Source organism: Kitasatospora sp. NPDC036993 (assembly GCF_055607525.1).
Genome location: NZ_JBVJRP010000012.1, coordinates 171917 through 186221, shown reverse-complemented (window position 1 = coordinate 186221; position 14305 = coordinate 171917). Strand labels below are relative to the sequence as shown.

11 protein-coding genes are annotated in these 14305 nt (G+C 72.2%); 5 read left to right on the top strand and 6 right to left on the bottom strand.

What is annotated here, in order from left to right; genetic code table 11:
- Window positions 1–118 precede the first annotated feature (118 nt).
- The gene (locus ACZ7C5_RS25900) at window positions 119–1396 is read left to right on the top strand and encodes a polysaccharide deacetylase family protein (RefSeq protein ID WP_401092121.1); all 1278 of its coding nucleotides are present in this window, start codon (window positions 119–121) and stop codon (window positions 1394–1396) included.
- Between the two features lie 96 nt (window positions 1397–1492).
- Here the strand turns inward: ACZ7C5_RS25900 and ACZ7C5_RS25895 are convergent, their stop codons facing one another.
- The 6 genes from ACZ7C5_RS25895 to ACZ7C5_RS25870 form a co-directional block, all read right to left on the bottom strand.
- Window positions 1493–2398 carry an alpha/beta fold hydrolase gene (locus ACZ7C5_RS25895; RefSeq protein ID WP_470323552.1) on the bottom strand — a complete coding sequence of 302 codons (906 nt, stop codon included), beginning with the start codon at window positions 2396–2398 and terminating at the stop codon, window positions 1493–1495.
- Window positions 2395–3522 (bottom strand): branched-chain amino acid ABC transporter permease, encoded by a 1128-nt coding sequence (locus ACZ7C5_RS25890; protein ID WP_401092136.1) that lies wholly within the window; start codon window positions 3520–3522, stop codon window positions 2395–2397. Before ACZ7C5_RS25890 ends, ACZ7C5_RS25895 begins: the two co-directional genes overlap by 4 nt.
- A 206-nt stretch (window positions 3523–3728) precedes the next feature.
- Window positions 3729–4595, bottom strand: a complete 867-nt coding sequence (locus ACZ7C5_RS25885; protein ID WP_074005092.1) for a branched-chain amino acid ABC transporter permease — start codon at window positions 4593–4595, stop codon at window positions 3729–3731.
- Window positions 4595–5410, bottom strand: coding sequence for an ABC transporter ATP-binding protein (locus ACZ7C5_RS25880; RefSeq protein ID WP_470323581.1), 816 nt, complete (start codon window positions 5408–5410; stop codon window positions 4595–4597). The genes ACZ7C5_RS25885 and ACZ7C5_RS25880 overlap by 1 nt, the downstream gene beginning before the upstream one ends.
- Window positions 5411–5466: 56 nt before the next feature.
- Window positions 5467–6207 carry an ABC transporter ATP-binding protein gene (locus ACZ7C5_RS25875; protein WP_470323551.1) on the bottom strand — a complete coding sequence of 247 codons (741 nt, stop codon included), beginning with the start codon at window positions 6205–6207 and terminating at the stop codon, window positions 5467–5469.
- 80 nt (window positions 6208–6287) lie between these two features.
- Window positions 6288–7559, bottom strand: coding sequence for a substrate-binding domain-containing protein (locus ACZ7C5_RS25870; protein ID WP_470323550.1), 1272 nt, complete (start codon window positions 7557–7559; stop codon window positions 6288–6290).
- Window positions 7560–8075: 516 nt separating this feature from the next.
- Here ACZ7C5_RS25870 and ACZ7C5_RS25865 point away from each other — a divergent pair.
- From ACZ7C5_RS25865 to glxA, 4 genes are all read left to right on the top strand, one after another.
- The gene (locus tag ACZ7C5_RS25865; RefSeq protein WP_470323549.1) at window positions 8076–8837 is read left to right on the top strand and encodes a CoA transferase subunit A; all 762 of its coding nucleotides are present in this window, start codon (window positions 8076–8078) and stop codon (window positions 8835–8837) included.
- Between the two features lie 4 nt (window positions 8838–8841).
- Entirely contained in the window at window positions 8842–9567 is a 726-nt protein-coding gene (locus ACZ7C5_RS25860; protein ID WP_401092126.1) for a 3-oxoacid CoA-transferase subunit B, read from the top strand.
- A 564-nt stretch (window positions 9568–10131) separates the two neighbouring features.
- Window positions 10132–12276, top strand: a complete 2145-nt coding sequence (locus tag ACZ7C5_RS25855; RefSeq protein WP_470323548.1) for a glycosyltransferase family 2 protein — start codon at window positions 10132–10134, stop codon at window positions 12274–12276.
- Window positions 12277–12370: 94 nt separating this feature from the next.
- The gene (gene glxA, locus ACZ7C5_RS25850; RefSeq protein ID WP_401092128.1) at window positions 12371–14302 is read left to right on the top strand and encodes a radical copper oxidase GlxA; all 1932 of its coding nucleotides are present in this window, start codon (window positions 12371–12373) and stop codon (window positions 14300–14302) included.
- Window positions 14303–14305 lie beyond the last annotated feature (3 nt).

The following is a 14305-nucleotide window of genomic DNA, read 5'->3' as shown; positions in this document are numbered from 1 at the left end:
CCTTGGTCGCCTTCGCAGTGACATGACATGCTAACGGCGGAATATTCATCAATTGCCCGATTTGACCGGTGCGGCTGCGGGCCGCCCTCACCACCGGTATCGGTACCCAGGGGAGACCATGACCAGCATCTCGCGCAGGACGGTGCTCAGTGCAACCGCTGCGACCGCGGCCCTCGGCGCGGTCGCGGCCTGCTCCAGCGGCGGATCCGGTTCTGGCCAGGGCTCCGCCTCCCCCGGTCCCGGCGGCGCGAGCAGCACCCAGGGCGGCACCGGCGACCCGACCCAGGCGGTGGTGCCCAAGGGCACCCCGATCGGTGACGGCTCCAACGCGGACACCGGTCCGCAGCCGAACCAGCCCAAGCCCGAGAAGCTCAAGCCGGGCGAGCGGCCGCCGCAGTTCGTGGTCTTCTCCTGGGACGGCGCGGGCGGCACCGACGACGGCCAGTTCCCCCGCTTCCTGAAGCTGGCGGAGCAGCACAAGGCCACGATGACCTTCTTCCTCTCGGGCATCTACGCCCTGCCCAAGGGCAAGTCCGACCTGTACCACCCGCCGAAGCACTCGGTCGGCGCCTCCGACATCCCGTACCTGTCGGACGGCGCGGTGAAGAGCACGCTCAAGCTCGTCAGCCAGGCCTGGCTGGCCGGGCACGAGATCGGAACCCACTTCAACGGGCACTTCTGCTCCAGCCGTCCGGACAAGAACGGGGTCAACGTGTGGACCCCGGAGGACTGGCAGAGCGAGATCGACCAGGCGATCGGCTTCGTCACCCAGTGGCGGACCAACACCGGCTTCACCGACGTCGACCCGCTCCCCTTCGACTACAAGAAGGAGCTCATCGGCGGCCGCACCCCGTGTCTGGAGGGCCAGAAGGCGCTGCTGCCGACCATCGCCAAGCTGGGCTGGAAGTACGACGCCAGCTCCTCGGGCGGCCTCCAGATATGGCCGCAGAAGGTGCAGGACGGCAAGGTCTGGGACTTCCCGCTGCAGTCCATCCCGTTCCCCGGGCACACCTTCCAGGTCCTGTCGATGGACTACAACATCCTGGCCAACCAGTCCAAGGGCAGCACCAAGGGCGACCCGGCCATGTACGACGAGTGGCGCACCCAGGCCGCGAACTCCTACCTGGCGGGCTTCGAGCGCGCGTACAACGGCAACCGCGCGCCGTTCTTCGTCGGCAACCACTTCGAGCAGTGGAACGGCGGCATCTACATGGACGCCGTCGAGCAGACCCTCAAGGCCGTCGCGGGCAAGCCCGACGTCCGGCTGGTCTCCTTCAAGCAACTGGTCGAGTGGCTGGAGGTCCAGGACCAGTCCACCCTGCGCAAGCTGCGCACGCTGAACGTCGGCCAGGCGCCGACGGGCGGCTGGGAGAGCTTCCTCGGCGCGGCGGGCTGACACGCCGAAGGGCGGTGGGACGGGGAACCGGCACCGGCCGGCGGGGCTCGGCCCCGCCGGCCGGCGTCGTCCCGGTCGGACGCTCGGCCGGGCCCGCTACCCGGCGGTGGGGACGTCCGCGAGCAGGCTGCGGACGATGCGGTCGGCCCCGGCGCCGCCCCAGAGGATCGAGTAGTGGTTGGTGTCCGGCACCGGCGAGGCGGGCACCCGCTCCTGGTCCAGCCCGGCCAGACCGATCCGCCCGTGGTCGTAGAGGCCCTGCGGCTCGTCGAGCAGGCCGCGCTCGGCCCAGAGCAGTTCGGCCGGGCAGGGCAGCCGGTGCACGGCGGCGGCCGCGTCCTCGTCCAGCAGGACCTGGGCGCCGTCGACCCGTACCGCCTCCAGCACGCAGGAGGAGTGCAGTTCGGGCTCCGTGCCGACCAGGTCGCGCTGGGTGTAGGCGTCGATCCCCTCGCTCCAGGCGCCGGCGAAGGCGGGGTGCGCGCGCCAGAACTCCCGGTAGGCGTCCCGGTCCTGGAAGGTCGTGGACAGCCGGGCCAGCGCGGGGCCGAGCACCGCGGCCAGGGCCTCCTCCTCGTGGACGCCCTCCGGCAACGGGAAGGTCAGCGCTCCGTCGACCAGCAGGACGCGGCGGACCAGGCCGGGGTGCCGGACGGCGGCCAGGGCGGCGACCCAGGCCCCCATCGAGTGGCCGACCACCGTGACGGGGCCCGAGCCGAGCGCCCCGATCAGCGCGGCCACGTCGTCGGCGTGCCTGGCCAGCCCGTACGGTCCGGCGACCGAGCGGCTGGCGCCGCGGCCCCGCAGGTCGGGTGCGAGCAGGGTCGCCCGGCCGGCGAGCCGGTCGGCGACCTCGTACCAGGCGAGGCCGTTGGCGGTGATGCCGTGCACCGCCACGATCGTCGGGGCCTCCGGGTCCTCGGCGGGCCAGCGCAGGACGGCCAGGTCCCCACCGGGCACGGGGACGGTCGACTCCTCGGGCTTCAGCGGCGACTGGCTCACGCGGGGGTACCTCCGGTCGGGCGGGCGGTTCCGAGGCCGGCCGGCGCCGGGACGGCGCGGGCGGATCGGACCGCGCGGATGCGGGCAGGCAGTCTAGCCAGCCCGCCGGGCAGCAGGTAGACCACGGCGACGAACAGGGCGCCCAGCAGGAAGAGCGGCTGGGAGAGCGGCACACGCAGCACCCCGGGCAGGTCGGCGACGGTCGACGAGTTGGCGAGATCGCCGAGCCGGTGGCCGGCCCAGGTGTACAGCACCCCGCCGAGCAGCGGCCCCCAGCGGGTGCCGGAGCCGCCGAGGACGACCATGACCAGGAGCGCGAGCGTGGCGTCCGAGGTGGCGGCCTGCGGGGTGGCGCCGCCGGTCAGCAGCAGGTAGACCACCCCGCCCAGTCCGGCGAGCCCGCCGGACAGCACGAAGGCGACCAGCTTGTAGCCGTAGGGCCGCAGTCCGAGCACCTCGACCCGGCGCTCGTTCTCCTTGATGCCCTCCCAGACCCGGCCCATCGGCGACTTGACCGCCCAGTGGACCGCGGCGACCGTCAGCACCAGGTAGCCGACGGCGATCCAGTAGAGGTTGGCGGTGTTCTCGATCCCGAGCAGGCCGGAGGGCAGCAGGTCGGCCGGAGCGGAGCGGCCCTCCTCGCCACCGGTGACGCCACCGGGGTTGCGCTGGACGAGGATCGAGCCGGCCTGGGCGAAGGCGAGGGTGACCATGGAGAAGCCGATGCCGGTGACGCGCAGGCTGACCGAGCCGAGCAGCAGGGCCAGCAGCACGGAGCAGGCGACGCCGAACACCGCGGCGGCGACGAACGGAAGCCGGAGCTCCAGCATGCCGAGGTCGGTGGCGTAGAGGCCGGTGGCGAAGTAGAGCGCGTGGCCGAAGGAGAGCAGTCCGGTACGGCCGAGCAGGAGGTCGTAGCCGGTGGCGAGGCCCCCGTAGAGCAGGCACAGGGCGAGCAGTTGGAGGCTTCCGGGGCTGCCGAGCGGGCCGTCGAGCAGTCCCGGTACGGGAAGCGCACTATAGGGGGCGACAAGGAACGTGATCAGCAGAGCGATCGGCCACCAGCGTAGCGCTCTGTGTACGCCTGTCCAGCGATTAGTGACTGGATCACCCGTTCGAGGGATGGCGCCGGACGCGGCCTTGTGTTCACAATGGGTCTCGGCAAGGCCGGTGTCAGTCCCCCTTGCCACAGTGGTGGTGTCGGCGGAGCTGGTGTCAGTCCCCTCCGTCGGCATGGTGGTCACGGCAGGGCCGGTGTCAGTCCCCCCTGTCGGAGCGGCGCCGCGGTCGGCCGCGGGGCCACCGGTGCTCGTGATCGGTGTTTCGGCGCTCACGCGAGCCTCCCGGTGAGTCCACGGGGTCGGACGAGAAGCAGCACGGCGAGCAGGACGACGACCGAGAGGTCGCCGAGCCCGGCGCCGGTGTAGTAGTTGGCGAACTGCTGGACGAGACCGACGCCCACCGAGGCGACGGCGGCTCCGGTCACGGAGCCCATGCCGCCCATCACCACCACGACGAAGGCGAAGATGAGCAGGCCGGTCCCCTGGCCGGGATTGACCGAACCGAAGTAGAGGCCGCCGAGGGCGCCGCCGAGCGCGGCGGCCGCCCCACCGAGGGCGAACACGAGGGTGAACGCCTTCCGGACGTCGATGCCGAGCGCGGTGACCATCGCCCGGTCCTCGACGCCGGCCCGGACGATCAGCCCGTAGCGGGTGCGGGCGAGGAACAACCGAAGAGCGAGCAGCAACAGTGCGGCGGCAGCCACCAGCACGAAGCGGTTGACCGGGACGGTCGCACCGAGCACGTGCCAGGTGCCGGACAGCAGCTCCGGCTGGGGGAAGGGGCGGGAGTCCGCGCCCCAGATCCCCATCAGCAGGGCGGGTACGGCGAGCCCGACCCCGACAGTGGCGAGGATCTGGTCGCGCGGGCGGCTGTAGAGCGGCCGGATCAGGAAGAGCTCCAACAGGACGGCGGCTGCCGTCCCGACCAGGGTGCCGAACGGCACCGCGAGCCAGAAGGAGAGACCGGCTTCGGCGCCGGCCCACCAGGTGGCGTACGCGCCGATGGAGAGCAGGGCGCCGTGCGCGAAGTTGAGCACGTCCATCAGCCCGAAGATCAGCGACAGACCGGAGGCGACCAGGAAGTACAGCGCACCGAGACCGAGTCCGGTACAGAAAAGGAGGACGACAGTGTCCATCAGGGCTTCACCTCCGCGGTGACGACAGGGGTGGCCGGGGAGGCCCCGGGCCGGGGGCCGCCCGCGAGCGGGTGACGGGAGCCGACGCCGAGCAGGCGGCGGGCGGCCTCCTCGTCGGCCAACAGCTCGGCGGTGTCGCCGCGGTGGGCGGTACGGCCGTCGGCCAGGACGGCGCAGGTGCCGGCCAGTCGGCGGACGAGGGCGAGGTTCTGCTCGACCAGCAGGACGGGCACGGCTTCGGCCGCACGCGCCAGCACATCGGCCACCTCGGCGACGATCTTCGGGGCCAGCCCCTTGGTGGGCTCGTCGGCGATGATCAGCCGGTTGCGGTTGAGCAGCGTCCGGCCGATCGCCACCATCTGCTGCTGGCCGCCGGAGAGCGTCCCGGCCAACTGTCCGGCCCGCTGCTTGAGTTCGGGGAAGAGCTCGTGGACGAGCGCGTAGTTCGGCTCACCGGCCCCGCCCCCACCTCCGGCGACGCGCTCGGCAGCACGCTCGGCAAGACGGAGGTTCTCGGCGACGGTCAGGCCGGCGAAGATCCCCCGGTCCTCGGGCGCGTAGCCGATGCCCTGGCGAACGACCAGATGCGTGGGAAGGGAGGAGAGTTCGGCGCCGGAGAACCGGATGCTTCCGGTGCGCGGCACCAGGCCCATGACGGCCTTGACGGTGGTGGTCTTGCCCGCGCCGTTGCGGCCCAGGAGTGCGGTCACCCCGGCGGGGGCCACGTCGAGGTCGACGCCGTGCAGGATGTGCAGCCCGTCGATGACCACCCGCAGATCGCGAACGGAGAGGAGGGGTTCGGCAGTGGACGGCAGCGAGGAGGACGAGTGCGCCGAAGAAGAGGGGCGCTGATCGGAGAACGGAGAGGAGGTCACAACGCCTCACCCAGGTAGGCCTGTTGAACGGTCGGATCGGCCATCACGGCCTCGGGGGTGTCCAGGGCGAGCAGGGTGCCGTGGTGCATCACCGCGAGCCGGTCGGTCAGGCCGAGCAGGACGTCCATGTGGTGTTCGACCATCAGGACGGTCCGGCCCAGGTCACGGTGCACGGAACGGATCAGCTCGGTGAGGGCGGGCACCTCCTCCGCGCTGACACCGGCCATCGGCTCGTCCAACAGGATCAGCCGGGGCTCGGAGACCAGCAGGACGGCCAGCTCCAGCTTGCGCTTCTCCCCGTGCGAGAGCGCACTGGCCAGGGTGTCCGCGCGGTGGGTGAGCTCGGTGCGTTCCAGGGTGGCGGCCAGCTGCCGCTCGTAGCGGTCGGCACGGCGCCAGAGCCGGTACGAGGCGCCGGGCCCGGCCGCCGCCTGGGCGGCCAGGCGGACGTGGTCGGCGACGGTCATCCCCGGCCAGAGGGAGGAGGTCTGGAAGGTGCGTCCGAGCCCGCGCCGGGCCCTGGCGTGCACCGGCTCGGCGGTGATGTCCGCGCCGTCGAGGTGGAGGCTGCCGTGGCTCGCCGGGTAGATGCCCGAGATCAGGTTGAAGAGGGAGGTCTTGCCGGCGCCGTTGGGTCCGATGAAGGCGATGAACTCGCCTTCGTCGACCGAGAAGGAGACCTCCTCGACGATCGGCACACCGCGGACGGACCAGCCGAGCCCGTCCAGGCTCAGCACCGGAGAGGAGGACGAGGAGGAACGCGCCGGCGGAGCGGCAGAAGCGGAAGGAGTGGAGACGGTACGGGCGGGCATCGGGATCAGCCCGCCATCGGGACGACCGGGGGCGCCGCCTCGTCCGCGGTCAGGGTCTTCTCCACCGAGGGCTTGGCGGCGGCACCGTTGCCGGTGAGCCGGGCCTGGAACATCGGCTGGAGCAGGGCGTGGTCCTCGGCGCGCACCGTGGTCTTCCCCTTCACCCCGTCGAAGCTCCAGCCCTCCAGGGCCTTGATCAGGGCCGAAGTGTCCTCGGCGGAGCCGTGGTTCGCCTCGACGGCGTGCACGATCATCTGCGCCGCGGTGAAGCCGTCGGGGGTGAAGATGTCGGTCTTTCCTCCGGCGGCGGCGACGGCCTCGGTCATGGCCTTCTCGACCGGGGTGCCGGCGGCGCCCTCGAAGTAGTGGTTCAGGAAGGAGATCTTCTCGCCGGCCGGGCCGAACAGCGGGTAGGAGGCGGCCAGGTCGAGGCCGGTGACGACCTTGGTGTCGGCGAACACGTCCTGCTGGTTGAGCGCCGTCCACAGGGCCGAGGCGGTGTCGCCGGCCCAGGCGACGAACAGCAGGTCGGGCTTGGCGGTCTTGGCCTGGGTGGCGAAGGGGGTGAGGTCGGTGGCGCTCGGCGGGGCGAGCACCTGGTCGACCGTCGCGCCCTCGGCACCGAGCAGGGCCTTCACGGCGGCCACGTTGGCCTGGCCGAAGGCGTTGTCCTGGGCAAGCACGGTGACCTTCTTGCCCTTGGCGTCACCGACGAACGAGGCCGCGGTCTTGATGTCCTGGTAGGACTGGCGGCCGGAACGGAAGGTGTACTTGTTCAGGCCGGTGGCCTTGTCGGCGGCGGCCGGGCCGCTGATGAAGAGCACCTTGTTCTGGGCGGCGATCGGACCGACCTGGAGGGCCACGCCGGAGGCGGTGGAACCGGCCAGCACCTTGTGGCCCTTGCCGATCAGGTCCTTGGCGGCGGACACCGCCTTGGCCGGGTCGCCCGCGTCGTCCTGCTCCTCGAACTCGATCTTGTGCCCGTCGACCGAGCCGGTGCCCTTGGTCGCGTAGCTCAGGCCGGCCTTGAAGCCCTCCAGGTACTGCTTGCCGTAGGCGGCCAGCGGCCCGGTCTTGGAGTACACCAGGCCGACCTTGATCGGGCCCTTCGCCCCACCGTCCGCCGTGTTCGTCCCGGCCGTGCCGGCCTTGGCGCAGCCCGAGGCGAGCAGGACGCAGGCCGCGAGGGCGGCGAACTTCCGAGCCGGGCCGCCGGTCAGGGAGTCGCCCAGGCGGGCGCCGGAGGCGGTCCTGGAGGGGGCTGTCGAGCTGCGCATGGTGACCGACTCCTGTGGTGCGGCGGGGTGGATGCGGGAACCGTAGGTGTGCGGTGGGAGCGGCGACATGTGCCCGACCGACGCATCACCCGGCCGGGATGTGGCTCCGGTCGACATACCGTCGGCCCGGTCCCGTTCCCCGGGCGCTCTGGTGTGGCCGGCCGACACGACCCAGGGCTCACCCATGGGGGTGGCCGCCATGGCTGCCCCGGCCCGTGTCCGGTGACGGTGGAGGGGCGCGGAGCCCGTCCGGCGGCAGCCACCCCAGCGGCGTGCCCGACCCCGGTCCGGCCCGGACAGGACCCCAGCCCCGCCCGGTCCGACCGCGGGCTCCGCGCGGTTCCCGAGCCCGCCGGCCACCCCGATGTCCGCTCCGCCCCCGACCCCTGGTTCACCCACGACGCCCGGCCGTCCCGATGCCCGGCCCGTCCCCGACGCCCGGCCCTCACGGACGCCTGCCGGCCCCGCGGTCGACCCGCCCACCCCCTTTCCTCCCACTCCTCACGAGGTGATCCCTTGGACAAGGTCCTGGACTCCCCCGCCGACGCCGTCGGGGACATCCCCGACGGCGCGGTGCTGGCCGTCGGCGGCTTCGGCCTGTGCGGCATCCCGAGCACGCTGATCGGCGCCCTGGCGGACTCCGGTGCCACCGGTCTGCGGGTGGTCTCGAACAACTGCGGGGTGGACGACTGGGGGCTGGGCCTGCTGCTGCGGGCGGGCCGGATCGCCCGGATGACCTCCTCGTACGTCGGGGAGAACAAGGAGTTCGCCCGGCAGTACCTCTCCGGCGAACTGGAGGTGGAGCTCACCCCCCAGGGCACGCTGGCCGAGCGGCTGCGGGCGGGCGGCGCCGGCATCCCGGCGTTCTTCACCCCGGCCGGGGTCGGCACCCAGGTCGAGGAGGGCGGGCTGCCCTGGCGCTACGCGGCGGACGGTTCGGTGGCCCTGGCCTCCCCGCCGAAGGAGGTCCGGGAGTTCGGCGGCCGCCGGTACCTGCTGGAGGAGGCGATCACGGCGGACTTCACGCTGGTCCGGGCCGAGGTGGCGGACCGGCACGGCAACTGCGTGTTCCATGCCGCCGCCCGCAACTTCAACCCGCTCTGCGCGGCGGCCGGCCGGATCACCCTGGTCGAGGCGGACCGGATCGTCGAGCCCGGCGAACTCCCCCCGGACGCGGTGCACCTGCCCGGGGTGTACGTCGACCGGGTGGTGGCCGCCGACCCCGAGGACCGCCGCATCGAGCGCCGGACCGTCCGCCCCGCACTCCAGGAGGCCTGACCCGATGCCCACCCCGACCATCACCCCCACCGCGGCCGGCCCCACCGCGGCCACCCCCGACATCTCCGCCGCGCCCGCATCCGCGCCCACGCCCGCCCTCGACCCGCGCAACGCCCTGGCCGCCCGCGCCGCCCGGGAGTTGCGCGACGGCCAGTACGTGAACCTGGGCATCGGCCTGCCGACGCTGATCCCCAACCACCTCCCGCCGGGCGTCGAGGTGGTGCTGCACTCGGAGAACGGCGTCCTCGGCGTCGGCCCGTACCCGGAGGAGGGAGCCGAGCACGCCGACCTGATCAACGCCGGGAAGGAGACGGTGACGGTCGCCGCCGGCGCCTCGTACTTCGACTCCGCCTTCTCCTTCGGCATGATCCGGGCCGGGCGGATCGACGTCTCGGTGCTCGGCGCGATGCAGGTCTCCGCCGCCGGGGACCTCGCGAACTGGATGATCCCCGGCAAGATGGTCAAGGGCATGGGCGGCGCGATGGACCTGGTGCACGGCGCCCGCCGGCTGATCGTGGTGATGGAGCACACCGCCCGCGACGGCTCACCGAAGATCGTCGAGGAGCTGTCACTTCCGGCGACCGGACGGGGAGTTGTGGACCGGATCGTCACCGACCTCGCGGTGGTCGACGTGACCCCGGAGGGGCTGCGCGTGGTGGAGACGGCCCCGGGCGTGGGGTTCGCCGAGGTCCAGGCGGCGACCGGCGCCGCCCTGCTGCCTCCGCTCTGACCAGCCAGGACCCGTACGGACGGCCGGATCGCCCCAGGGCGGTCCGGCCGTCCCGCTGCCCCTCGCCGCCGTCCCCCTTCCGCCGCCCCTCATCGCTGGCCCCTCACCGCCGCCCCCTCGGCACCACCCCCGCTCCGCCGTCCGGCCTCCGCCGGGTAGCGCGGATCGGCCGGGCAAGGAGAATTCGCCGCAATAGCACCAACACCCGCCAGATTGGCCGGGAACCGTGGCATCTTCATGCCTGGACGACGGTGATCCCCCGGATTGGTTGCGATCACCGTTGCGCTCAGGGAGAGTTGAGGAAGTCGAGGATCCCGACGTGTCCGGAGGGGAAGCGGGAAAAGCATCGGGATCCCGGATTCGAGGCCGCCGTACCCGCGCACAACCGAACCGGTCGCACACGCTGGACCTGCCGGACCGCCCGGAAACCGCCTGAGAAGCGCGGTTCCCCGGGCCGCGTTCTCACCGGTTCCACCTGGTTCCACCCGGCCGGCTCCGAGTCGAGGCAAGCCCACGCAGAAGCCGAGCGAGTGAAGCAAGGCGCGAACTCCGGGGGGAGCAGCTATGACCACGCCGTTCTCACGACGAAAGGGCGTCGGAACGGCCCACGGGCGAGGTGAAGGGCGAGGTGAAGGGCAGCTGGACGAGGCCGTCCTGAGCACCGTAGCCGTACCCGAAGCCCCGTACGACTACGGCCACTTCAGCCGTCTCGCCGGCCCGGCACACGACCCGGACGAGGACGACGACCTCGGCGGCGGCGTCTACTGGCCCGACCCGGCCGTCTCGTACGAACCCGCCCCGGCAAGCTCGTACGCCCCAGCCCCAGCTCCCGCCCCCACAACCGCCCCCGCAACCGCCCCCTCGGCCGCCCCCTCGGCCGCGTCCCACGAACCACCGCCCACGGAACCCCCGTACCGCGTCCGCTACCGCAGCCTGCTGCGCCGCGAGCCGCACCGGATCCGCGCCGCCCTGCTGCTGATGGCCGCTCCCGTGGTGGAAGTGGTGCTGCTGGTCTGGCTGCTGCTGCCGGAGCACTGGCCCGAGCGGCTCGACGAGACCAACACCCTGGTGCTCCTCGGCGACAAGGTGATGATCGGCATCATCGCCGTCGTCGAGGTGTTCCGGCTGGTCAACGTCGTCTCCAACACCCACGCCACGCTGGTCGCCCGCGATCCGATCCCGGTGACACCGGTGCCGGGCACCCGGGTCGCCTTCCTCACCACCTGTGTGCCGGGCAAGGAGCCGCCGGAGATGGTCCGGGCCACGCTGGCCGCGGCCCGCGCCGTACGGCACGACGGACCGTACGACGTCTGGCTCCTGGACGAGGGAAACGATCCTGCAATGCGGGAGCTCTGCACCGAGCTGGGCGTGCGTCACTTCAGCCGCGCCGGCCGGCCGCACTGGAACCGGCCGAAGGGCCGGTTCCGCGCCGGGACCAAGCACGGCAACTACAACGCCTGGCTCCAGGCCCACGGCGACGACTACGAGTTCTGGGTGTCCGTGGACACCGACCACGTTCCGCTGCCGGACTTCTGCGAGCGGATGCTCGGCTACTTCCGCGACCCCGACGTGGCATTCGTGGTCGGCCCCCAGGTGTACGGGAACTACCGGAGCTCGGGCTCGGCCGTCACCAAATTCTCCGAGAGCCAGCAGTACCTCTTCCACGCCCTCATCCAACGCGCCGGAAACCGCTACGGCGCGCCCATGTTCGTGGGCACCAACAACGCCGTCAGAATCCGCGCACTCCAGTCGATCGGCGGGTTGTCCGACTCCATCACCGAGGACATGGCGACCGGTCTGGAGTTCCACCGGAGCCGGAACCCGGAGACCGGAGAGCGCTGGAAGTCCGTGTACACCCCGGACGTGCTCGCGGTCGGCGAGGGCCCGTCGTCCTGGACCGACTTCTTCTCCCAGCAACTGCGCTGGAGCCGCGGCACCTACGAGACCCTGCTCACCCAGTACTGGCGGGTGCTGTGGCAGCTGTCGCCCGGGCGGCTGCTCAACTACTCGCTGTTGGTGGGCTTCTACCCGATGGCGGCGCTCACCTGGCTGCTCGGCGGCCTGTCCAGCGTCCTCTACCTGGGCTTCGGCGCCTCGGGCGTGCACGTCTCCTCGGAGATCTGGATGATGCTCTACAGCGACGCCGCCGCCCTCCAGCTCCTGCTCTACACCTGGAACCGCAAGCACAACGTGAGCCCGCACGAGCCGGCCGGCTCCTCCGGGGTGGCCGGCATGGTGATGTCGGCGCTCTGCGGCCCGGTCTACGCGGCCTCGCTGCTCCAGGCACTCGTGCGCCGCCGCAGCCGCTTCGTGGTGACGCCCAAGGGCCGCTCGGCCAGCACCGACCGCCTCGGCGCCTTCCGCTTCCACCTGTTCTGGACGCTGGTGTTCGGCGGCGCGATCACCGCCTCCTACTTCACCGGCTACGACCACGCCGCCATGCGCGCCTGGGCCTGGATCGCCCTGCTGCTCACCCTCCTGCCGGTCCTGATCACCGCCGGCGACGCCGTCCGCCGTCGCCGGACCCGCCCCACCGCCACCCTCACCGTCACCGGCGGCCCGACGGCGACCCCGGCGGTCCTCCTGGAGAAGCGCCGCCCGCGCCACGCCCGCGACCGCCGGGCCGCACCGCCCGTACGGACCGCGTCACCACCGTCGTTCACCCCGCCCGCACCCGACCGGACCGGGAGCCGCACGCCCTCCCACTGACCGGAACAGCACAGCGCCGAACGGGACATCCGCCCGAGCAGAACAGCCGCCCGAACAGAACAGCCCCCGACCGCCTCCCGAGGGAGCAACCACCGTGAGGATCCACAAGGCCGGCCGCACCAAGCGCCTCGCCCTCGGCAGTACCGTCGCGCTGACCGTGGCCGGGATGAACGCACCGGCCGTCCTCGGCTTCGCCTCCGAGCAGTACCACAGCTACGTGATCAACCGCCCCGACTACAAGGCGCGGTACGGCCACTGGCAGACCCTGTCGCTGCCCGCCGAGTTCCGGGTCAACGCCGTGCACGCGACGCTGCTGCGCACCGGCAAGGTCCTGATCGTGGCCGGCTCCGGCAACGACGAGAAGCAGTTCAACGCGGGCACCTTCAAGAGCCTGCTCTGGGATCCGGCCGAGAACTCCTACAAGCCGGTCCCCACCCCGGCCGACATGTTCTGCGGCGGCCACACCTCGCTGCCGGACGGCCGGGTCCTGGTGGCCGGCGGCACCCAGCGCTACGAGAAGCTGGCCGGCGCCGTGAAGAAGGCCGCGGGCGTGATGCGGGTGCGCAACGAGAGCCCCGACCGCGACCGGACCTTCCCGAAGGGCACCGTCTTCGTCTCCCCGAACGGCCACGAGTACGCCAGCACCGCCGAGGTGACCGTCCCGGCCGCGACCAAGGCCGGCTCCGGCAAGCAGACCGTGGTCACCGCCGGCGAGCAGCACGTGTACGTGGAGGCGGTCGCCGCGGGCCCGGACTACGTCTCCGACTCCCCCGCCCAGTACCGGATCAAGGGCCTGAGCGGCACCGACGCCCACAACCTGTACGGGCAGAACACGAAGCTGACCCTGGACAAGCAGGAGTACCAGGGCATCCGCTCCGCCTTCGAGTTCAACCCGGACACCGAGCTGTACGAGCCGGTCACCGACATGGCCCACGCCCGCTGGTACCCGACGCTGACCGGGCTGGGCGACGGCCGGGTGGTCACCGTCTCCGGGCTGGACGACACCGGGGAGATCCTCAGCGGCAACGACAACGAGATCTACGACCCGAAGTCCAAGTCCTGGTCCAAGGGCCCCGACCACTACTTCCCGACCTACCCGGCGATCTTCCTGACCGCCTCCGGCAAGCTCTTCTACTCCGGCTCCAACGGCGGCTACGGCCCCGGCGACAAGGGCCGCGAGCCCGGCGTGTGGGACGTGTCGACCGGGGCCTTCCAGCCCGTCCCCGGCCTGCGCGACCCCGGCCTCACCGAGACCTCCTCCTCGGTGCTGCTGCCGCCCGCGCAGGCGCAGAAGGTGATGGTGCTCGGCGGCGGCGGCGTCGGCGAGTCGCCGCTGTCCACCGCCCGCACCGACATCGCGGACCTCTCCGCCGCCGCGCCCGCCTTCGCCCCGGGCCCGGACCTGCCGGCCGGCGGCACCCGCTACCTCAACAGCGTGATCCTCCCGGACGACACCGTCTTCACCACCGGCGGCTCCAGCGGCTACCGCGGCCGGGGCGACAGCGACCTGCTCAAGGCGCAGGTCTACCACCCGGACTCCAACAGCTTCAGCACCGCCGCCGAGCCGGCCGTCGGCCGCGACTACCACTCCGAGGCGCTGCTGCTGCCGGACGGCCGGGTCGCCGTACTGGGCTCCAACCCGCTCTTCGCGGACAAGGCCGAGACCCAGCCGGGCGGCTTCGAGCAGCGCATCGAGATCTACACCCCGCCGTACCTGTACCACGGCGACCGCCCGCAGGCCGGTGCCGTTCCGCGGACGGCCGGGCTCGGCAGCACCGTCGCCGTCGGTGCGTCCAGGCCGGAGGCGGTCGCCACCGCCAAGCTGATCCGGCCGAGTTCGGTCACCCACGTCACGGACGTCGAGCAGCGCTCGGTGGCCCTGGAGATCACCGGACGGACGGCGGACGGCGTCTCGCTCGCCCTGCCCGGCAACCCCAGTCTGCTGCCGCCGGGCTGGTACATGCTGTTCCTGACGGACGCCGTCGGCACCCCGTCGGTCGCCCGCTGGATCCAGGTCACCGCCTGACAC